Origin of the sequence: Mesorhizobium sp. NZP2234 (assembly GCF_013170765.1) — a bacterium.
Classification (GTDB): domain Bacteria; phylum Pseudomonadota; class Alphaproteobacteria; order Rhizobiales; family Rhizobiaceae; genus Mesorhizobium; species Mesorhizobium loti_D.
In genome coordinates this window covers 1,795,227-1,816,267 of sequence record NZ_CP033364.1, presented here as the reverse complement: position 1 = coordinate 1,816,267, position 21,041 = coordinate 1,795,227, and the positions used below count along the sequence as shown (strand labels likewise).

General features: G+C 64.4%; 20 protein-coding genes. 4 read left to right on the top strand and 16 right to left on the bottom strand.

Annotated features, from left to right (window positions below; all coding sequences use genetic code 11):
• Positions 1-30 precede the first annotated feature (30 nt).
• From clpB to EB230_RS08875, 6 genes are all read right to left on the bottom strand, one after another.
• Positions 31-2,637 (bottom strand): ATP-dependent chaperone ClpB, encoded by a 2,607-nt coding sequence (gene clpB, locus EB230_RS08900; RefSeq protein WP_172372083.1) that lies wholly within the window; start codon positions 2,635-2,637, stop codon positions 31-33.
• A 220-nt stretch (positions 2,638-2,857) separates the two neighbouring features.
• Complete coding sequence (locus EB230_RS08895; RefSeq protein ID WP_056576259.1) at positions 2,858-3,847, bottom strand: DUF4167 domain-containing protein; 990 nt, start codon at positions 3,845-3,847, stop codon at positions 2,858-2,860.
• 310 nt (positions 3,848-4,157) lie between these two features.
• Complete coding sequence (prmC, locus tag EB230_RS08890; protein ID WP_056576257.1) at positions 4,158-5,030, bottom strand: peptide chain release factor N(5)-glutamine methyltransferase; 873 nt, start codon at positions 5,028-5,030, stop codon at positions 4,158-4,160.
• On the bottom strand, positions 5,023-6,102 hold the full coding sequence (prfA, locus tag EB230_RS08885; RefSeq protein ID WP_056576253.1) for a peptide chain release factor 1: 1,080 nt from the start codon (positions 6,100-6,102) through the stop codon (positions 5,023-5,025). The genes prmC and prfA overlap by 8 nt, the downstream gene beginning before the upstream one ends.
• A gap of 9 nt (positions 6,103-6,111) precedes the next feature.
• Entirely contained in the window at positions 6,112-8,382 is a 2,271-nt protein-coding gene (gene ptsP, locus EB230_RS08880; RefSeq protein WP_056576250.1) for a phosphoenolpyruvate--protein phosphotransferase, read from the bottom strand.
• An 80-nt stretch (positions 8,383-8,462) separates the two neighbouring features.
• Entirely contained in the window at positions 8,463-9,716 is a 1,254-nt protein-coding gene (locus EB230_RS08875) for an aspartate kinase (RefSeq protein WP_056576245.1), read from the bottom strand.
• 260 nt (positions 9,717-9,976) lie between these two features.
• On the opposite strand from EB230_RS08875, the gene EB230_RS08870 reads away from it, so the two are divergent.
• On the top strand, positions 9,977-11,818 hold the full coding sequence (locus EB230_RS08870) for a CHASE3 domain-containing protein (RefSeq protein WP_056576241.1): 1,842 nt from the start codon (positions 9,977-9,979) through the stop codon (positions 11,816-11,818).
• A gap of 154 nt (positions 11,819-11,972) precedes the next feature.
• The gene (gene ubiG / locus EB230_RS08865; protein WP_056576239.1) at positions 11,973-12,722 is read left to right on the top strand and encodes a bifunctional 2-polyprenyl-6-hydroxyphenol methylase/3-demethylubiquinol 3-O-methyltransferase UbiG; all 750 of its coding nucleotides are present in this window, start codon (positions 11,973-11,975) and stop codon (positions 12,720-12,722) included.
• A gap of 105 nt (positions 12,723-12,827) precedes the next feature.
• Here ubiG and EB230_RS08860 read toward each other — a convergent pair whose 3' ends face one another.
• Entirely contained in the window at positions 12,828-13,718 is an 891-nt protein-coding gene (locus EB230_RS08860; RefSeq protein ID WP_056576235.1) for a DMT family transporter, read from the bottom strand.
• A gap of 117 nt (positions 13,719-13,835) precedes the next feature.
• Between EB230_RS08860 and EB230_RS08855 the strand changes: the two genes are divergently transcribed.
• Positions 13,836-14,321, top strand: a complete 486-nt coding sequence (locus tag EB230_RS08855; RefSeq protein ID WP_056576232.1) for a MarR family transcriptional regulator — start codon at positions 13,836-13,838, stop codon at positions 14,319-14,321.
• Positions 14,322-14,325: 4 nt separating this feature from the next.
• Here the strand turns inward: EB230_RS08855 and EB230_RS08850 are convergent, their stop codons facing one another.
• Genes EB230_RS08850 through EB230_RS08835 form a run of 4 tightly spaced genes read right to left on the bottom strand, consistent with a single transcriptional unit; the run spans position 14,326 to position 16,721 of the window.
• A complete protein-coding gene (locus tag EB230_RS08850; RefSeq protein WP_056576228.1) occupies positions 14,326-14,751 on the bottom strand; it encodes a DUF1178 family protein in 426 nt (141 codons plus the stop codon).
• Positions 14,748-15,614, bottom strand: coding sequence for a carbon-nitrogen hydrolase family protein (locus tag EB230_RS08845; RefSeq protein ID WP_056576225.1), 867 nt, complete (start codon positions 15,612-15,614; stop codon positions 14,748-14,750). Before EB230_RS08845 ends, EB230_RS08850 begins: the two co-directional genes overlap by 4 nt.
• Before the next feature lie 10 nt (positions 15,615-15,624).
• Positions 15,625-15,894 (bottom strand): glutaredoxin 3, encoded by a 270-nt coding sequence (gene grxC, locus EB230_RS08840; RefSeq protein ID WP_056576221.1) that lies wholly within the window; start codon positions 15,892-15,894, stop codon positions 15,625-15,627.
• Between the two features lie 26 nt (positions 15,895-15,920).
• On the bottom strand, positions 15,921-16,721 hold the full coding sequence (locus EB230_RS08835) for a ComF family protein (protein WP_056576599.1): 801 nt from the start codon (positions 16,719-16,721) through the stop codon (positions 15,921-15,923).
• A gap of 64 nt (positions 16,722-16,785) precedes the next feature.
• Between EB230_RS08835 and EB230_RS08830 the strand changes: the two genes are divergently transcribed.
• Entirely contained in the window at positions 16,786-17,658 is an 873-nt protein-coding gene (locus tag EB230_RS08830; protein ID WP_056576219.1) for a methyltransferase domain-containing protein, read from the top strand.
• A 30-nt stretch (positions 17,659-17,688) separates the two neighbouring features.
• On the opposite strand, the gene EB230_RS08825 is transcribed toward EB230_RS08830, so the two are convergent.
• From EB230_RS08825 to argJ, 5 genes are all read right to left on the bottom strand, one after another.
• Complete coding sequence (locus EB230_RS08825) at positions 17,689-17,868, bottom strand: Flp family type IVb pilin (protein WP_056576216.1); 180 nt, start codon at positions 17,866-17,868, stop codon at positions 17,689-17,691.
• 110 nt (positions 17,869-17,978) lie between these two features.
• On the bottom strand, positions 17,979-18,293 hold the full coding sequence (locus EB230_RS08820) for a hypothetical protein (RefSeq protein ID WP_056576596.1): 315 nt from the start codon (positions 18,291-18,293) through the stop codon (positions 17,979-17,981).
• 180 nt (positions 18,294-18,473) lie between these two features.
• The gene (locus tag EB230_RS08815; protein ID WP_056576212.1) at positions 18,474-18,896 is read right to left on the bottom strand and encodes a (deoxy)nucleoside triphosphate pyrophosphohydrolase; all 423 of its coding nucleotides are present in this window, start codon (positions 18,894-18,896) and stop codon (positions 18,474-18,476) included.
• A gap of 8 nt (positions 18,897-18,904) precedes the next feature.
• Positions 18,905-19,657 carry a GNAT family N-acetyltransferase gene (locus tag EB230_RS08810; protein WP_056576210.1) on the bottom strand — a complete coding sequence of 251 codons (753 nt, stop codon included), beginning with the start codon at positions 19,655-19,657 and terminating at the stop codon, positions 18,905-18,907.
• Positions 19,658-19,686: 29 nt separating this feature from the next.
• Positions 19,687-20,928: a bifunctional glutamate N-acetyltransferase/amino-acid acetyltransferase ArgJ gene (gene argJ / locus EB230_RS08805; RefSeq protein ID WP_056576207.1), complete on the bottom strand. Its 1,242-nt coding sequence runs from the start codon at positions 20,926-20,928 to the stop codon at positions 19,687-19,689.
• Between the last annotated feature and the right edge of the window lie 113 nt (positions 20,929-21,041).

The window sequence follows — 21,041 nt, the reverse complement described above, 5'->3', positions numbered from 1 at the left end:
GCGCGCCCAGGGTGGACGCGCGGCGCGGGATCAAGCCGCCGCTTCGGTCGCCACGACCGTCGGCTTCGAACGGAAGTTCAGCCGGTCGGAGCCGGCCGTCACCTTGACGGTCGAGCCGTCGAGGATCTCGCCGAGCAGGATCTTCTCCGCCAGCGGATCCTGCAACTCCTTCTGCATCACCCGCTTCAGCGGCCGCGCGCCATAGGCCGGGTCATAGCCCTTGGCCGCCAGCCACTCGATCGCCTCGTGATCCAGCGACAGCGTGACCTTGCGATCGACAAGCAGGCTTTCCAGCCGCTTGAGCTGGATCTCGACGATGCGGTCCATGTCCTTGCGGCGCAGCCGGTGGAACAGGATCACCTCGTCGACGCGGTTGAGGAACTCCGGCCGGAACGACGCTCTCACCACGCCCATCACCTCGTCGCGCACCGCGTCGACGTCCTGGTCCTCGCCGAGATTGACCAGATATTCGGCACCGAGATTCGACGTCATGATGATCAGCGTGTTGCGGAAATCAACCGTGCGGCCCTGCCCGTCGGTGAGCCGGCCGTCATCGAGTACCTGCAAGAGCACGTTGAAGACATCGGGATGCGCCTTCTCGATCTCGTCGAACAGCACGACCTGATAGGGCCGGCGCCGCACCGCTTCGGTGAGCGCGCCGCCTTCCTCATAGCCGACATAGCCGGGAGGCGCGCCGATCAGCCGGGCGACCGAGTGCTTCTCCATGAACTCCGACATGTCGATGCGCACCATCGCGCTCTCGTCGTCGAACAGGAAGCTTGCCAGCGCCTTGGTCAGTTCGGTCTTGCCGACACCCGTCGGCCCGAGGAACATGAACGAGCCGATCGGACGGTTCGGATCCTGCAGGCCGGCACGGGCGCGCCGCACTGCCTTGGAAACGGCTTGCACCGCCTCACCCTGGCCGACGACCCGCTTGCCGATCTCGTCTTCCATGCGCAGCAGCTTGTCGCGCTCGCCCTGCAGCATCTTGTCGACCGGAATGCCGGTCCAGCGCGAGACGATATGGGCGACGTGGTCGGGGGTGACCACCTCCTCGACCATGCCGGCCTTGCCGTCCTGGGCTTCGGCTTCCTTGAGCTTCTTTTCCAGTTCGGGGATCTTGCCATAGGCAAGCTCGCCGGCGCGCTGGAATTCACCCTTGCGCTGGGCAATGGCCAGTTCGTTGCGCGCCTCGTCGAGCTGCTTCTTCAAGTCGGCGGCAAGACCGAGCTTCTGCTTCTCGGCCTGCCATTTGGCGGTGATCTCGGTGGATTCCTCTTCGAGCCCGACAAGTTCCTTTTCCAGGCGGGCGAGCCGGTCTTTCGAGCCGTCATCCGTCTCGACCTTCAGCGCCTCGCGCTCGATCTTGAGCTGCATGATGCGGCGGTCGATCTCGTCCAGCGCCTCGGGCTTGGAATCGACCTGCATGCGAAGCCGCGAGGCGGCCTCGTCGACCAGGTCGATCGCCTTGTCCGGCAGGAAGCGGTCGGCGATGTAGCGATTGGACAGCGTCGCCGCCGCCACCAGAGCCGAGTCGGAGATGCGCACCTTGTGGTGCTGCTCGTATTTCTCCTTCAGGCCGCGCAGGATCGAGACCGTATCCTCTACTGTCGGCTCATCGACGAAGACCGGTTGGAAGCGGCGGGCAAGTGCCGGATCCTTCTCGACATGCTTGCGGTATTCATCGAGCGTGGTGGCGCCAACGCAGTGCAGTTCGCCGCGCGCCAGCGCCGGCTTCAACAGGTTAGACGCATCCATCGCGCCATCCGCCTTGCCAGCGCCGACCAGCGTGTGCATCTCGTCGATGAACAGGATGATGTTGCCATTGGCCGAGGTGACTTCCGAGAGCACGGCCTTCAGCCGCTCCTCGAACTCGCCGCGATATTTGGCACCGGCGATCAGCGCGCCCATGTCAAGCGCCATCAACTGCTTGTCCTTCAGCGATTCAGGCACATCGCCATTGACGATGCGCAGCGCCAGGCCTTCGGCGATCGCCGTCTTGCCGACGCCCGGCTCGCCGATCAGCACTGGATTGTTCTTGGTGCGCCGCGACAGCACCTGGATGGTGCGGCGGATCTCGTCGTCGCGACCAATCACCGGGTCCAGCTTGCCGGCGCGGGCATCGGCGGTCAGGTCGCGCGCGTATTTCTTCAGCGCGTCATAGCCCTGTTCGGCACTCGCCGAATCGGCGGTGCGGCCCTTGCGGACATCATTGATGACCTGGTTCAGCGCCTGCGCGGTGACACCGGCCTTGGCCAGGATGTCGGCGGTCTTTGCCGACTTCTCCATGGTGAGCGCCTGCAACAGCCGCTCGACGGTGACGAAGCTGTCCCCGGCCTTCTTGGCCAGTTCCTCGGCGGTCGAGAACACCTTGGCGAGCGGCTGCGCCAGATAGAGCTGGCCATTGCCGCCTTCGACCTTCGGCATTGCCTCGAGCGCCGTCTCGACGCCGAGCTTGACGTCGCGGACATTGCCGCCGGCGCGTTCGATCAGCGACGCGGCCAGGCCTTCATCATCGTCGACGAGGACCTTCAAAATGTGTTCGGGAGTGAATTGCTGGTGATTGCGGGAGAGCGCCATGGTCTGCGCGGACTGGATAAAGCCGCGCACGCGCTCGGAGTACTTCTCAAGGTTCATATCTGTCTCCTTCCATCACCGGCCCGCTTCGCGGCACCGGATCAGATTGCGGTGACGGACCCGCCCATTCGAGCCGGATCCTGTTCAGCCGAGATATGGGGCATGGACCATGCCGTCTCAAGACGCATTGATATCGGTCAATGCATAATATTCCAGGTCAGCCCAAACGGAAACGGCGGAGATTTCTCCCCGCCGTTCCACGTCTTGAAATGGTGTTCGATCAGTTGTCGATATCGGCAATCACCGGCTCGGAACTGCCGTTGTCTGCCGGAGCCGCGGCCACCTCGCCGGCATCCGCATTGCCGCTGCCGGCGTCGACCTGGTCGGCACTGGCGCGCGGACGGCGCGGACGGCGCGGACGGCGGGCGGCACCGCTCTCGGTGGCCGCCTCGTTGAGTTCGGCCTGGGCGGCAAGAGCCGCAGGCGAAAAACTCTCGAACAGCGGCGCCGGCTCGGCTATCACGGCGGTCTCGGCCGGCGAACCGGACTCTGCCTGTACTTCTGCCTGCCCCGGGAACTCGTTGCGCTGCTGCTGACCGCCTTGCTCGGCGGACGAAGCATAATCGCGCTGGCCATTCTGGCCATAGCCGCCATTGGGACGGCGATCGCGGTGGCGCCCGCCATTGCTGTCGCGGTTATTGTTGCGTCCGTTATTGTCACGCCCGGCGTTATCGCGCCCGGCATTGTCACGCCCGGCATTGTCACGATTGTCGCGGCCGTCCCGGTTCAGCGCGACCTCCGCCGGCATGCCTTCGATCACCGGCTGCGGACCAGCGCCGTGGTTGATCACAGGTACTTGTGGTTCGGAAACGGTGTTGCCGCTGTTGCCGGCCCCATTGTTACCTGCATTGTCGAACTCGTCGCGATCCTCATCACCGTCATCGTCGAAATCGTCGCGGTTCTGCTGGACGTTCTGGATCGGCATCTGCGCCTGCGCGGCGGCAATGATGCGATTATAGTGTTCGGCGTGCTGGAGATAGTTCTCCGCCATGACCCTGTCGCCGGAGCTTTGCGCGTCACGGGCCAGGGTGGCGTATTTTTCGGCGATCTGCTGAGCTGATCCACGGATCTTCACGTCCGGGCCGTTGCTCTCGTAGTTGCGCGTCAGGGGATTCGGGCCCTTGCGGTTGTTGTTGTTATTGTTATTGCCACCGCCGCCGCCATTGTTATTGCGACCGCGCATGCGCCTGTTCTGCTGTTGTGGCCTCATTCGACTCTCTTCATCTTGAAATTTTCGAAAAATCGTCACGAACGGAGGCGCTCATGCAGCCAGCCGTTTCGTTTCTTCACCGGCGTTCGCCCGCATCAATTGCGTTGGCGCCACGTGCCATCCTGTTCCGGTTACATCACTTGCCGGACGATTCCCGCACGAAGCTTGGGCGTCGTTTGCGCAAGAAGGCAGCTATTTCCAAGGAGGACCGAATCGCTAAGAGCACTGCCTGCTTCGTCTCATCCGGTTGAGGCGACCCTAGCCGCATTCCCCGGTATTGCCAAGCGGTTTTTTCGCGGTGCGTCAAGGCTTATCCCCTTTGAAAGACAAGAACCCTGTCGTTTCCGCCAAGATCACGAAACAACTCGCCCGCAGCGTAGCCGGCTGCGCGGAATATATCGTTGACCTCGGTGCGTTGCGTGTGGCCGATCTCGACCGCAATCCTGCTTTCTGCTTCCAGAAACGGTGCCGCTTCGGCGGCGATGATCCGGTAGGGGGTCAGCCCATCCACGCCGCCATCCAGGGCCAGGCGCGGGTCGAAATCGCGGACCTCGTCCTGCAGATTTCCAATGTGTCGTGAAGGTATATAGGGAGGGTTTGCGGCAATTACATGGTATCGGCCGGAAACTTTTTCGAACCAATCCGACCGCACCGTCGCGAACCGGTCGCCAAGTCCGGTTTGCCCGGCATTGCGGGCCGCCGTCGCCAGCGCTCCGGCTGCGATGTCGACACCGGTGGCGGTCGCGGTCGGCACCGCACTCAGCAGCGCGAGCGCGATGGCGCCCGTCCCCGTGCCGAGATCGAGGATGCGGCACGAACCCTCCCGCGCGGCAATTGTCTTGACGAAAGGCAGCACCGCCTCGACCAGCGTTTCGGTATCCGGCCTTGGCTCCAGCGTTTCCGGCGACAGCGCCAGACGCAAACCGTAGAATTCACGGTAGCCCAGGATGCGATGCACGGGTTCGCCGGCGGCTCGGCGCCCCAGGGCGGCGTCGATCGCGGCGATGGCGTTCCTGTCGATCTCATGTTCAGGGTCGGCAATGGCCTGCGTACGGGTCGTGCCGGAAAAATGTTCGACAATCAGCCGTGCGTCGAGTACGGGATCATCCACCCCGGCCGCCACAAGCCTGGCCCGCGCTTCCCGCAACAGCGGACCCAGCGCCTTGGGCAGCGGGTCAGCCATCGAGGCCGATATCGGCCAGCAGTTTCGACTGGTGGTCGGCGATCAGCGCGTCGATGACTTCGTCGAGTTCGCCCATCATCACCCGGTCGAGCTTGTAGAGCGTCAGGTTGATGCGGTGGTCGGTGACGCGGCCTTGCGGGAAATTATAGGTTCGGATGCGTTCCGAGCGATCGCCGGAGCCGACCTGCGATTTGCGTGATTCGGAACGCTCCTCGTCAGCCTTGCCGCGCTCCAGGTCATATAGCCGGGCGCGCAGGATCTGCATGGCCTTCGCCCGGTTCTGGTGCTGCGACTTCTCCGCCTGCACCACCATGATGCCGGTCGGCAGGTGGGTGATGCGGACAGCCGAATCGGTGGTGTTCACGTGCTGGCCGCCCGAACCCGAGGCGCGCATCGTATCGATGCGGATGTCCTCGGCACGGATCTCGATGTCGACCTCTTCGGCTTCCGGCAGCACGGCGACCGTCGCCGCCGAGGTATGAATGCGCCCGCTGGCCTCGGTTGCCGGCACGCGCTGCACGCGATGCACGCCGGACTCGAATTTCAGATGGGCGAAAACGCCCTTGCCGGAGACCGTGGCGATGATTTCCTTGAACCCGCCAGCATCGCCGTCGCTGGCCGACACCGTCTCGAACCGCCAGCCACGCTCGGCGGCATAGCGCTCATACATGCGAAACAGGTCGCCGGCGAAGAGCGCGGCCTCGTCGCCGCCGGTTCCGGCGCGGATTTCGAGGATGGCGTTCTTGTCGTCGGCGGCATCCTTGGGCAGGAGCAGTATCTGGATGTCCTTCTGCAACGCCTCGATGCGCTCCTCCACCCCCGGCAGATCCGCCTCGGCGAGCGCCCGCATCTCGGCGTCGGTGCCCTTGTCGGCGAGCATTGCCTCGAGGTCGGCCTGCTCGTGTTCGGCCGCTCGCAATTCCCTGACCTTGGCCACCATGTCCTGCAGTTCGGCATATTCGGACGCCATCTTCACATAGGCATCCGGCGCCGGTCCGGCCGACATCTGCGCTTCGAGCATCTCGAAACGCTTGACGACTTGATCCATGCGATCGCGGGGCAAATTGACCATGATTTGATGCTACAACGGGATCGAGCGGTCGTCGGCAAAGGCCTGCAACAGCGCCCGCATCGGCAGCCCCTGCGCGGGCGCCATCAGATTGTCGTCGAAGAACTCCGTCAGCTCATCCAGCGGCAATTCCGTCAGCATCGCCTTGACCGGGCCGATCGAGGCCGGTGACATCGAGATCGAGCGGAATCCGAGGCCGATCAGCGCCATCGCCGAGATCGGCTTGCCGGCGAGCTCACCGCACAGCGTCACCGGCGTGTGGTTGCGGATGCCGGCATCGGCGATCAGCTTCAAGACGCGCAGGAACGGCGCCGACAGCGTGTCGAAGCGGTTGGCCAATTGCGTGTTGCCGCGGTCGACCGCCATGACGAACTGGAACAGATCGTTCGACCCGACCGAGACGAAGTCGACCGCCTTCATCAATTCGTCGAGCTGGAACAGAAGCGACGGCACTTCCAGCATCGCGCCCAGCTTGAGGCTGGTCGGCAGATGGTGGGCGAAGCGCGACAGATGCCGCACTTCGCGGTCGATGATTTCTCGCGCCTGGGCAATTTCGCCGAGCTCGGTCACCATGGGCAGCATCAGCTTGAGCTCGCGCCCGCCGCTGGCCTTCAGCAGGGCGCGGATTTGGGTGCGCAGCAGCCCCGGCCGATCCAGCGTCAGGCGGATCGCCCGCCAGCCGAGCGCCGGGTTCTCTTCTTGGATAGCGCCCTTGAAGTAGGGCAGCACCTTGTCGCCGCCAATGTCGATGGTGCGGAAGGTGACCGGCTTGCCGCGTGCGGCCTCCAGCACGTCGCGATAGAGTTTTTCCTGTGCCTCGGCACGCGGAAAGGTCGAGGCGACCATGAACTGCAACTCGGTGCGGAACAGGCCGATGCCGGCAGCACCCGCCTCGGCCAGCTGCGGCAGGTCGACGGCAAGCCCGGCATTCATCAAGAGGTCGACCTGGACGCCGTCCCTGGTCATCGACGGCTTCTTGCGCAGTTCGCGGTAGACCTCCTGCCGGCGCGCCCTGAACCGCACTTTTTCGGCATAGGCGGCTTCGAGATCGGACTGCGGCCGCAGATGGATCGTGCCTTCCTCGCCGTCGACGATAATGGCGTCGCCGTTTTCGGCCATCGAAACCGCGCCCTTCATCTGGCCGGCGACCGGAATGCCCATGGCGCGGGCGACGATGACGACATGGCTCGTGGCGGCGCCATCCTCCAGCACCAGCCCGCGCAGCTTGTCGCGAGGGTAGTCGAGCAGTTCGGCGGCGCCCATCGAGCGGGCGACGATGATGGCGTCCTTCGGCAGCGAAGCCGCGACATCTTCCGGCCCGCGTCCCATCAGCTGGCGCAGCAGCCGGTTGGCGAGGTCGTCGAAATCGCTCATCCGCTCGCGCAGATAAGGATCTGTCATGTGCAGCATGCGGGCGCGCATGTCGCTCTGCACCTTTTCCACCGCGGCTTCTGCCGTCAGGCCGTTGCGGATCGCCTCTTCCAGGCGTCGCACCCAGCCACGGTCATTGGCGAACATGCGATAGGCTTCCAGCACCTGGCGGTGCTCGCCCTCGAAAGCGACGTCGCGGCGCTCCAGCATGTCGTCGATGGAGAGCCGCAGCGACCCGAGCGAGCTTTCCAGCCGTCGGACCTCTTCCTCGCTGTCCTCGTTGAACAGATTGGTGACGACGATGCGCGGCTCGTGCAGCACGACATGGCCAAGCCCGACGCCATCGTTGAAGGACAGGCCGGTGAAGCTGACAGGCCGGCGCAAGTCGAGTTCGAGGCCGGGCCGGGTCAGCCGCGCCAGGTCGCCGGTGGCGATCATCTCGGCGATGACCATCGCGGTGGTTTCCAGCGCCTCGACCTCGTCGTCGCGGTAATGACGCATGGTCTTGTTCTGGACGACGAGGACGCCCAGCGTGCGCCCTGCCCTGAGCACCGGCACGCCAAGGAAGGAATTGTAGATTTCTTCCCCGGTCTCCGGCAGGTAGGCGAAGGCCGGATGTTCCTGAGCATTGGAGAGGTTGAGCGGCCGTGCGCTTGCGGCGATGGTGCCGACCAGGCCTTGTCCCAGTCGCAGTTGCGCCAGGTGGACGGCGTTCGGGTTCAGACCCTCGGTGGCGTAGAGCTCGAGCACCGAATCGGCGCGCAGCACATAGAGCGAACACACTTCCGCGACCATGTTGGACGCGATGTCGCGCACGATCCGGTCAAGCCGCTCCTGCGGCTCCAGCGGCTCCTGCATGAGCTCGCGGAGCCGTTTCAGCAAAACGCGCGGGCCACTGGCCTGGTCACGCATCGCGGCTTCTTCTCCAATGAAACACCTGCCGGCGCAGTTTCCGCCGCTGCCGGCACGCGCGCAACAACTGATTCAGTCTGCTACTGCTTATCCAGACCGTAGACGGAATGCAAAGTGCGAACCGCAAGTTCGGTGTACGGACCGTCGATCAGTATCGAAATCTTGATCTCGGAGGTGGTGATGGCGCGAATGTTGATCGCCTTGTCCGCCAGTGCCTTGAAGGCGGTGGCGGCGACACCGGCGTGGCTCCTCATGCCGATGCCGATGACCGAGACCTTCGACATGCCGGCCTCGGACTGCACGACATCGTAGCCGACCTCGGCTTTCAGCCGGTCGAGCACGGCCAGCGCCTTGTCGACGTCTCCCGATGGCACCGTGAAGGTCATGTCGGTGAACTTGCCGTCCTCGGAGATGTTCTGGACGATCATGTCGACATTGATGTTGGCCTCGGCCAGCGGCCCGAAAATGCCGGCGGCGACGCCTGGGCGGTCGCCGACGCGACGCAGCGAAATCTGGGCTTCGTCCTTGGCGTAGGCAATTCCGGTGACGACCTGCTGTTCCACGATCTCTTCCTCGTCGCAAATGAGCGTTCCCGGAGGATTGAGCAAATCCCCCATTCCGGGCGCGTCGGGATCGTCGAAGGACGACCGCACGAAGGTACGCACCCTGTGCACCATGGCAAGCTCGACCGAACGCACCTGCAGAACCTTGGCGCCGAGCGAGGCCATCTCAAGCATCTCCTCGAAGGAAATCTTGGCCAGCCGCCGCGCCTTGGGCTCGATGCGCGGATCGGTGGTGTAGACCCCGTCGACGTCGGTATAGATGTCGCAACGGTCCGCCTTGACCGCCGCGGCGATGGCCACGGCACTTGTGTCCGAACCGCCGCGGCCAAGCGTGGCGATGCGATTGTCGGGCCCGATGCCCTGGAAGCCGGCGATGACGGCCACCTGGCCCTCGCCGAAGCGCTTGACCAGGAAGGCGCCGTCAATGTCGAGGATGCGCGCCGCGCCATGCGCGTTGTCGGTCTTGATCGGAATCTGCCAGCCCTGCCAGGAGCGGGCGTGCACGCCCATGTTCTGCAAGGTGATGGCCAGCAGGCCAGCGGTGACCTGTTCTCCGGAAGCGACGACAGCGTCATATTCGCGTGCGTCATGCATCGGCGAGGCCTCGCGCGTCCAGGCAACCAGTTCGTTGGTCTTGCCGGCCATGGCCGAAACCACCACCGCGACCTCATGGCCGGCGTCGACCTCGCGTTTGACGTGACGCGCCACATTGCGGATGCGGGCGATGTCGGCGACGGAGGTTCCGCCGAATTTCATCACGATACGCGCCATGGAAGCGAAATGCCTTTGACTGAAGCCGGCCCCTTGCCAAAAAACTGGGAGCCGAAGCGGAGGAAAGCGCCCGGCTGGTGCCGGCTGCTGAATGCGCGGCCTCCTTAGCCAAATGATGAAGGTTTCGCAAGGCTGGCGGCGGAATGCCGGCGTCAAGAAGACGGCATATTGCCTTCCAGGCCCGTGCCGCTTACCAAATGCTGCCCGCGGGGAATCCATTTGGTTCGGCATAACAGATGATTGCTCGTCTTCGACGCGCCATGCGATTGCAATCGCTCCCGCTTGTCGCCGGCTTCGCCGTGCTGGCATTGATCGTCGGAACGCGTGCCGTGCTTGTCGAGGGCCAGAGGGCCAATCGTGCCGCCGCTCGCGAGACGATCGAGTACCAGGAACTGCTTTCCGGGCTCCTTTCAATGGCGCAGGATGCCGAAAGTGGTCAGCGCGGCTACCTGCTGACCGGGGAAAAATCCTATCTCGAACCGTATCGGAAGGCCGTCGAGGCAATCCCCGGACAGCTCTCCCGCATCGATGCCATGACGGCTTCCGACGACCAGCTGGTCCAGCAGATCAGTCACATCAAGGACGCGCTGGCGCAAAAACAGGCTGAACTGGCCGTAACGATCGCCCTTTACGACAAGGGCGACGTCGCCGGGGCCTTGCGGCTGGTCCGCAGCGGCCAGGGCAAAGCCGCCATGGACGAGATCCGCGCCAGCATGGACACCATCCGGCGTATGGAAGGCGCCGCGATTGCCGAGCGCGACGAGCACACCGACCAGGTCGAGACCTGGCTGCGCATCGGCTCGCTGGCGGCCCTCTTCGCGATCTTCCTGCTCGCCACCTACACAATCCGCGAATCCCGCCGCCGCTTCCGCGAAGTCGCCACCGCCCAGGCAGAGCTGATGGGCAAGAACATCGAGCTCGGCAACGAGATCGACACCCGCGAGAAGGCCGAATCCCAGATCCGCCAGATGCAGAAGATGGAAGCCGTCGGCCAGCTGACCGGCGGCATCGCCCACGATTTCAACAACATGCTGGCGGTGATCCTCAGCGCCATGAACCTTGCCCAGCGCAAGCTGAAGCGCGGCGAGAACGACATCGAGAAGTTCATCGAGGCCGCGACGGATGCGGCCAGCCGTGCCGCCAATCTGACCGCCCGATTGCTTGCCTTCTCCCGTCTGCAGCCGCTGGCGCCGCAGGTCGTCGACACCAACCGGCTGGTGACCGGCATGTCCGACCTTCTGCACCGAGCGCTCGGCGAAGGCATCCGTATCGAAACGGTTTTGGCGGGCGGCCTGTGGAAAATCCACGCCGATCCGAGCCAGATCGAGAACGCGATCCTCAACCTGGCCGTCAATGCCCGCGATGCCATGGACAATGACGGAAAATTGACCATCGAGACCGCCAACAGCCATCTCGACGAGGCCTACGCCTCGACACACGCCGAAGTCACGCCTGGCCAATATGTGATGGTGGCGGTGACCGACACCGGCGCCGGCATGCCACCGGAGGTCATCGCCAGGGCCTTCGAACCGTTCTTCACGACCAAGCCGGTCAACAAGGGCACGGGACTTGGGTTGAGCCAGGTGTTCGGCTTCGTCAAACAGTCGGGCGGCCACGTCAAGATCTACTCCGAACCGGGTGAAGGCACGACGATCAAGATCTACCTGCCGCGGTTTTTCGGCTCGGAGGAGCCAGCAGTACCCGTCGGGCGCGGCAAGAGCTCCGTCAAGGTCACCGAGACGATCCTCGTCGTCGAGGACGACGCCCGGGTGCGGGCCGCCACGACCGACGCCATGCGCGAACTCGGCTACACCGTCATCCATGCCGCGAGCGGTCCGGAGGCGCTCGAGAAGCTCGACGCGTCGTCAGGCATCGCCCTGCTGTTCACCGATATCGTCATGCCGGTGATGAACGGCCGCAAGCTCGCCGAGGAGGCGGTCGCGCGCCAGCCCGGACTGAAAGTCATCTTCACCACCGGCTTCACCAGGAATGCGGTCGTCCATAACGGCGTGCTCGACCATGACGTGCACTTCCTGGCCAAGCCGTTCACCATCGAGCAACTGGACGCGAAGCTGCGCGACGTGCTGGACAGGACCAGCTGAGTCCGACGGACCGTGTTTGGCAGCATTGAAAAAAGCTGCCTTGACATTCGCTCCCCCACGCCCGACTTCCTAGCGCTCTAAGGCCGTTCCAGGAAAAGTGTGAAGCGGTTTTCCGTTCGCAATTGCGACCAACAAGAGCTCTAGGAGACAACCGATGCCAGAGCCCCGACGATCGACGATCGATGCCGGAGAAGTGGAACGCTTTTCCGCCCTTGCCGCCGAATGGTGGAATCCGAACGGCAAGTTTCGTCCGCTGCATAAATTCAATCCGGTCCGGCTTTCCTATATCCGCGACCAGATAGCATCGCGCTTCGGCCGTGACCCACGCGCCGCGCGGCCGTTCGAGGGCCTGCGGATCCTCGACATCGGCTGCGGCGGCGGGCTTTTGTGCGAGCCGATGGCGCGGCTTGGCGCCGAGGTCGTGGGAGCGGATGCCTCCGAAACAAACATCGAAGTGGCGAAACTGCATGCCGCCGAAGGCAATGTGAGCGTCGACTATCGCGCCACGACGGCCGAGGACCTTGCCGACGCCGGCGAGACATTCGACGTCATCCTCAACATGGAAGTGGTCGAGCATGTCGCCGACATCGAGCTGTTCGTCGCCAAATGCGGGCAGATGGTCCGACCCGGCGGCATCATGTTCGTGGCCACCATCAACCGCACGCTGAAGGCGCTGGGCCTGGCCATCATCGGCGCCGAATACGTGCTGCGCTGGCTGCCGCGCGGCACCCACCAGTTCGGCAAGCTGGTGCGCCCCGAAGAGCTGGAAAAGGCGCTTGGCGGCGCCGGCCTGACGATCATCGACCGCACCGGCGTCACCTACAATCCGCTCGCCGACCGCTGGGCGCGATCGAAGGATATGGACGTCAACTACATGGTGCTGGCGGAAAAGGGATCGGTCTGACCGAGCAGGCGTTCCGGAATTCGTACCGCGGGCGCGCGGGCGGTCGGCATCCTCGGCCGCAGCCGGAGCCCGGTGGCGATGCCGACGACGGCACAAACTGAGACGTCAGGCTTTCTGGCTTTGCGCCTTGGTGGTGATGAAAACGCCGGCGGTGATGATGACGGCGCCGACCCAGGTCAGCAGCCGATAGTGCTCGCCAAGGAAGATCGTGCCGGCAAACAGGCCGACCGCGGCCGCGACATAACCGATCTGGCTGAGATAGACGGGGCCGCCGACCGCCTGCAGCCGGAAGAAGAAGGCGAACATCGCCGACGCGGATGCGACTTGCGCGACGACGACCAGCGGCACGCCGTCGAGCGGCGCGAAGGCCTTGATGCCGAACAGGGTGAGAATACCGGCGAGCAGCAGCGTCGCCGACGCCAGATGACTGCCGACAGCGAGTTCGATCGGGCCGGTGCCTTCAGGCCAATCCACCGTGCGATAGATGTTGCCGACGGCAAGGCTGACCGGGATGAGCAGGCCAATGACCACCCAGAAGAGATCGGCCGGCTGGCCGGCCTCTCCGCGCGTCACCGCCACCATGACGGCGCCGACGAAGCCGACTGCAATGCCGGCAATGCCCAGTATGTTCGGGCGCCGCACACGCAGCAGGATCGACAACACCAGCGTGATGACAGGTGACAGCGTGAACATGATGCCGGTGTAGCCGGCGCCAAGGTGCGGAATGGCCGAGAACATCAGGAGATTGGGGACGGCATAGGACACGGCGGCCGTGACGAAGAAATAGCGCAATTTGTGCGCGGTGAGGCGGACACGCTCCCCGCGCAACAAGAGCACGCACAAAAGCACGCCGCCGGCACCGAGCGAGATGACGAAGGCCCAGACCATGGCCGGCACGCCGGCTGCCGTGGCGAGCTTGCCGAAGGGCAGCGTCAGCCCGAGCAGGCCGCCGGTGACGACCAGCAGGCCGAGCGCCGAATCCCAGAGAAATTTCATCGGATGGTCCCGTCACTCAAATTGCGAATTCGGCACTCGCGACGCTTGGCCGGTTCTGTATCTTGAGGTAAGATAACGCAAAGATTCTTAACATCAAGATATTTAACGGTGAGACAAATGGATCGCGCGGCAAAAGCGATCGAGCAGTGGAAACGGGAACGGCCGGATCTGAACGTCTCGCCGATGGCGGTGCTCGGGCGATTGAACGAGGCCTCGTCGCTGATCGCGCGGGATCGCCTCGCCCCGCTGTTTGCCCGTTTCGGGCTCCAGGCCGGCGAATTCGACGTGCTGGCTACGCTGCGCCGCTCCGGAGCCCCTTACGCGCTGACCCCCACCGCTCTCTATGAAGCGACGATGGTGACATCTGGCGCCATGACCAACCGGCTCGACCGGCTGGAGAAGGCCGGATTGATCTTGCGCGGCCCGCACCCCAATGACCGTCGCGGCATTGTCGTGCAGCTTACCGGGAAAGGTCTGGCCTTGATCGACGAGGCCTTGACCGCCCACGTCGCCAACGAGCATGAAATTCTCGCCGATCTAAGCGACGCCGAACGCGAGATGCTGGCTCGGCTGCTTGGCAAATTGATCGCAAGCGTGAGCTAACCGCTCAGTTGCGGTCGTCCGGAAACACCGGGATCGGCATGAACTCGACGCCGTCCTCGGCAAGGCTCTTGGCCTCTTCGAGCGTCGCCTCGCCATAGATGCCGCGCGGATCGGTTTCGCCGAAATGGATTTTTCGCGCTTCCTCGGCGAACTTGTCGCCGACATAGTCGGCATTCTCGCGCACTTTCTCGGCCATCGCCTTGAGTTGCGCCAGCGCCTGTTTCTGCGCCTCGCCCATGGCGAGCGCGATGGTCTCCTGCTTGCGGGCCGTCGAAACGGCGGGCGCCATCAGGGCCTTCTCCACCTTGTGTGAGCCGCAGCTTGGGCAATCGACAAAGCCGCGCTTCTTCTGGGTATCGAAATCGTCATTGCTGCGAAACCAGCCCTCGAACTCGTGCTCGTTTTCGCAGATCAGGGAAAAGCGGATCAAGAGGCGGCACCCCTGAGACGCGGCGCGTCGACCTCGCCGCCATTGATGTCGAAATCCCGCGCATTCTTCAAATTGGGGATCTTCTTGCGCGCCGCAAGCGACTGCGCCGGGTCGATCTCTGCAACGATCACCGCCGGCTCGTCATGCGCGGCTTCGGCGATGATTCGGCCCCAGGGATCTACGATCAGCGAATGGCCATAGGTCTCGCGGCCATCCTCATGCAGGCCGCCTTGCGCGGCGGCGACCACAAAGGCACCGTTCTCGATGGCGCGCGCCCTCAGCAGCACATGCCAGTGCGCTTCGCCGGTCTGGCGGGTGAAGGCGGCGGGCACGGTCAAAACATCGGCGCCAGCGAGCGCCTCGGCACGGAACAATTGCGGGAACCGCAGGTCGTAACAGACCGCAAAGCCCAATTTCGCCCCCGCTATCCCGGTCACGACGGCCTCGGTGCCAGGTTCGTAGGCCGAGGATTCGCGCCAGCTCTCGCCATTGTCGAGGTCGACATCGAACATGTGGATCTTGTCATAGGTGGCGAGCGTCGCGCCATCCGGGCCAAACAGCAGCGCCCGGTTGGCGAGCTTGCCGTCGGCGCGCAGGATGGCCGTCGAGCCGACATGCAGGAAGATCCCGAGTTCGCGCGCCAACCTGCGCGCGGTCGCCACGATGATGTCCTTGTCTTCGGAGGTGAAGGAGGCTGCGCGCGCTTGCTTGTCGCGGATCAGCGCCCCGGTCATTTCCGGCGTCTGGATATAGGTTGCGCCCTGGCCTGCCGCCTCACGCACCAGCCGCTCGAGATCGACCGCATTGCGCTCGGGACTTTCGCCTGAACGCATCTGGACGGCGGCAGCCTTGAAAACACCCATCATCAAATCCTCAAATCGTCGCGCCGTTGGCGAGCAGTTTGTCGAGCCGGCCTTCGGCCTCCAACTCGTGGAGGTCGTCGCTGCCGCCGACATGCGTTTCGCCAATGAAAATCTGCGGAAAGGTCGTGCGGCCGTGAGCGCGCGAGATCATCTCCTGGCGCAGCTCCGGCGAAAAGGAAGCGTCGTGCTCGGTATAGGCAACGCCCTTGCGCTCCAGCAGCCGTTTGGCTGCCGTGCAGTAGCCGCACATCATGCGCGTATAGATCGTGACATCCACCATGACGAATTTCCACTTTCGTTGCCGACTTATATAGTCGCGGACTCGTCGGGCCGAAAGTCCCCCGGCAACACGCGGGCAAAGGTCAGCACATCGACGGCCCCGGCGCCCCCTTTTTTCAGCGCCTTGGTGGCGGCGCGCACGGTGGCGCCGGTCGTGTAGACATCATCGATCAGGAGCACCCTGCGGCCGGCGATCTCGATTTGCGCCTCGACCGGCACGCGAAAGGCGGCCCGCACATTCTCCTCGCGCTCCTGCCGCTCCAGCCCGACCTGCTGGCGGGTAAGTTTCACGCGCCGCATGGCGGCGGGCGCGAAAGACAGCCCGCTGAGTTCGCAGACCGCACGCGCCAATTCCGCCGACTGGTTGAACCGCCGCCGGAAAAAACGCCGCCAGTGCAGCGGCACCGGCACAACCACATCGGCCTCGGCGATGAGATCGGCGCCCGCCCGCGCCATCCAGCGCGCCATCCAGGGCGCAAGATCGGTGCGATCCTGATATTTCAGGCCTTGCACCATCTGGCGGGCAACGCCGGAATAGACGACGGCTGCTCGCGCCCGTTCGAAGGGCGGCGGATCGGCGATCGCCTCGGCCGACAGAAAGCCCTCGCCCATATGGTGGGTGAACGGCGTGCCCATCACCGGGCACCACGGCCGTTCCAGGAGCCTCAGCTTCGGCCAGCAGGCGCCGCAAAGCACCCCGGGTTGCGAGACATGACGGCGGCAGCCGGCGCAGACCGGAGGAAACAGGATACGCGCCGGCCAGCCGAGGGCCGATCGGGTGAAGTTCCTGATCCCGATGGACTTGATCTCTGGCATCGGATCGGCCACGTGGTTGGTTCTCCGTGCCATCATACCAACTATATCAGGGCGTGGACAAACAAGGATCCGCCCGTTGCAGCCTATTATCGATACCTCACTGTGGCTGGCGCACAAGCGGCGTGCGCTCACCCACCCGGTCGAGGGTGCCGATTTCCTCATGAACCGCGCCGCCGAGGACCTTGCCGACCGGCTGGGTGCCGTCGAGCGCAGGTTCGGCAAGGCTGCCGTGCTGTTTTGCCAGACACCGGCCGCGGCCGGTGTGCTCGCCGCCAGCGACAAGGTGGCGGAAATCGCCCGTGTCGAGACGGACGCGGTTTTCCTGGATGGTGCGGCCGGCCTGGTCGCGCCGCTGGAAACAGTGCCCTTCGAGCCGCAAAGCCTCGATCTGGCGGTATCGCTTCTGTCGCTGCAGGCGATGAACGACATTCCCGGCATGCTGATCCAGATCCGTCGCGCCTTGCGTCCGGACGGGCTCTTTCTCGGTGCCTTCGCCGGTGCCGGCACGCTCAGTGAGCTGCGCGAAAGCCTGCTTGCGGCCGAGAGCGAGCTGTATGGCGGCGTCAGCCCACGCGTCATCCCCTTTACCGACGTGCGCGATGCCGGTGCGCTGCTGCAGCGCGCCGGTCTTGCTCTGCCGGTCGCAGACGTCGAGACCGTGACGGTGCGCTATGCCAATTTGTTTGCCCTGATGGCCGACCTTCGCGCCATGGGCGAAACCAGCGCGCTTGCCGATCGCAGCCGGCGGCCGGGCACGCGTAGACTGTTTGCCCGTGCCGCCGAGATTTACGCCGAGCGGTTTTCCGACCCGGACGGTCGGATCCGGGCAAGTTTCTCGATGGTCTGGATGTCTGGCTGGGCACCCGATGCATCGCAGCAGAAGCCACTCAAACCTGGCTCGGCCAAGGTCTCATTGAAGACCGTACTGGAGGGTCCGGAAGGGCATTGACCGGCCCGCGGGTGCGGACAGGGTCGCAAGTCAGTGCGCGAAAGCGTTCGCAAGCCTGCTGGTGTTGTCGCTGAACAACCAGGTAATTGAGTTGAACACTTGGCCGATGCCGCCGATGATCGTCAACGACAGCACCATGACGATCAGGGCGTATTCGACGGCCGTGGCGCCATTGTCGTCCTTCAGAAAACGCAGCAGCACTGTTTTCATCGCCTTGATCCCCGTTGCCAGGACCTTACCGTCGATCTGTTAAGAAAGGTTAACGGTAAAGCCTTAACAGGCGGTGAAACCGCCGCCTTCCCGGAAAATTCTTAACCATGTCAGCAGTCACCGCTGGTCCTGCCGTCGGACCCGATGATGCAGACCGAACTGGGCAGCGGCTGCAGCACGCTGCGACGCACCGTATAGGTGCCGCGATGGCCGATCGAGCCAGTGGCCGTCATGTCGAGGCCGGGAAAATCATCCCGCACCGATTGCGAGCGCGTCTGGCTGTCGAGGAAAGGAGTCGCGATCAGCGCCAGCGCCACCGCGGCCGACCCAAACAGCAGCGTGACGCGCAGGATGCCCATGCCGGCATCGGCGGCACGAAAGCCCCGGTCAGGCCGGATCGAGTCCCAATCCCTGTCTAGGCTCATGCTGTCGCTCCCGGGCAAATCGGCCATGCGGCCGCGACGACACGGCCATGCATCAATTTTTCATGATGAGATAAATCTTCCATTAACGCTGGCTGATATGGACCGTGGTCCCGATCGTCAGAGCAATTCCAGGAAAAGTGTGAAGCGGTTTTCTGTCCGGAATTGCGTCAAAACAAATCCTCAGAGCAGGTCGATGAGGAACGGAATCAGCGGCGCGTCGGCCGGCGGCATCGGGTAGTCGCGCATCTGCTTTGGCCGCACCCATTTCAGCGCCTGCCCTTCCCTGGGCTGCGCAATGCCCCGGAAGCGGCGGCACACAAACAGCGGCATCAGGAGATGGAAGTCGTCATAGGAATGGCTGGCGAAGGTGAGCGGCGCCAGGCACGGGATCTCGGTCTCGATGCCGATCTCCTCATGCAGTTCACGGATGATGCATTGTTCCGGCGTCTCGCCGGGTTCGACCTTGCCCCCGGGAAATTCCCACAGGCCGGCAAGCTGCTTGCCTGGCGGCCGCTGCGCCAGGAGCACGCGGCCGTCGGCGTCGACCAGCGCGCAGGCCGCGACCAGGAGCAGGCGCTTGGCGGTATTCACCAGGTCATTCATGCCTAACTTCACTCATGACCGGGCGGCCGGCGGTAGTGGTATCGGTAGACTTCGTCGAAGCCGAGTGAACGGTAGAGCGCAAGCGCCGGCGCATTGCCAGCCTCGACCTGCAGCCAGGCTTCGCGCGCGCCGCGCAGCCTCGCCCACTTGAGCGCCGACAGTATCAGGTTGCGGCCGTGGCCCTTGTTGCGCGCCGACTTGTCGGTGGCGACCTCGAACAGGCCGGCAAGATCGCCGTCATGCACACAGATCAGCGTCGCCAGCGCCTCCACTCCATCCTCGAGCGCGAACAGCCCGGCCTCGGGCTGAATGGCGCCTATGATCTCCGACAGGCCGGGCCGCAGCGAAACGTCCGAGCCGCTGACCTTGAGCGACGCGCCGATGAAGCGGCTGATGTCCTTGAGCGGAATCTGGTCCATGGCGGCGTCTAGTTGGGCATCGGCCAGCGGCAGCCGCATGACCAGCGATTCGTCGAACCGGCTCCAACCCTCGTTGTCGAGATGATTGGCCAGATCGGGACCCGAGAGCGGCGACATGCGGAACGTCAGCGGCCTTCCATAGGCATCGAAACGGCGGCTGGCCCGGCCGATACGGTCGGCGATGTGCTGGATGTCGCCGGGATCGAGCGGGTTGACCGAATTCAGCCGCTTGGCCGGATGGCCGGCTGTCAGCCGCACCACCCAGGTGCCGTCATAGTGGACGGCCGCCGCCGGCCAGGCGCGAAAGCCGGCCGCCTCGTAGCGACGCACGATCGCGAGCATGCTTGCCGGATGCCTGGGAGCCAAAACCGTCAGCTCCGATAATCGCCATTGATGGTAACGTATTCCTTGGTGAGATCGCAGGTCCACACCGTTGCCTTGCCGCGGCCGATGCCGATATCGGCGCGGATGCGGATATCGTCGCGCTTCATGTAGGCGGACGTCTTTTCTTCCGAATAGGCCGGATCACGCTCGCCCTCGTGCGCCAGCCGGTTGTCGCCGAACCAGATCGACAGCCGGTCGCGGTCAGCGGGCTCGCCGGCCTTGCCGACGGCCATCACGACGCGGCCCCAATTGGCGTCCTCGCCGGCGACTGCCGTCTTGACCAGGGGCGAATTGGCGATCGACAGCGCGATGCGCTTGGCCGAGCGGGCCGATTTCGCACCGGTGACGGTGACTTCGACCTGCTTGCGCGCGCCCTCGCCGTCGCGCACCACCTGCAGCGCCAGCGACTTCAGCACCTTGCCAAGCGCCCGGCGGAACTGGCCCAGGCGCGCATCTTTCGGGTCGGTGATCTCAGGCGCGCCGCGCTTCGCGGCCTTGCCGGTGGCGAAGATCAGCAGCGTGTCGCTGGTCGAGGTGTCGCTGTCGACGGTGACCGCGTTGAAGGTCTTGGCCGTGCCGCGCGACAACAGGTCCTGCAGCACCGGCGCCGCGATCGGCGCGTCGGTGGCGATGAAGGACAGCATCGTCGCCATGTCGGGAGCGATCATGCCGGCGCCCTTGGAGATGCCGTTGATGGTGACTTCGGTGTCGCCGAGCTTGATCGTCTGCGTCGCCACCTTCGGATAGGTGTCCGTGGTCATGATGGCCTTTGCAGCCTCGGTCCACAGGTCGGGCTTGCCATCGCTGACCAGCCCGGCGAGCAGATGGCTGAACTTGGTCGTGTCGAGCGGCTCGCCGATGACGCCGGTCGAGGCCAGGAACACCTCACCGGCCGTGCAGCCGGCGGCCTTGGCCGCGGCCTCGCCGGTCAGCGCGGTGGAGTCGCGGCCCTTCTTGCCGGTGAAGGCGTTGGCGTTGCCGGAATTGACCACCAGCACCCGCGCCTTGCCGGCGCCAAGGTTCTGGCGGCAGAAATCGACCGGCGCCGAGGGACATTTCGACTTGGTGAACACGCCGGCGACCGTGGTGCCGGCGTCGAACACCATGGCCAGGAGATCGGTGCGGTTCTTGTACTTTATCCCCGCTTCGGCGGTGGCGATGCGCACCCCTTCGATGACCGGCATCTTGGGGTACTTCTTCGGCGCGAGCGGCGAAATCGTCGTGGACATGGAGACCTCGGGCGGGAAAATCGCAAGGAAAGGCCGGTTTGCCCGATACGGCGCGCGGGCGCAAGGGCGTTTTCGCCGCGCCTGCCGGGGCGGCCAACCGCGCCGGATCAAGC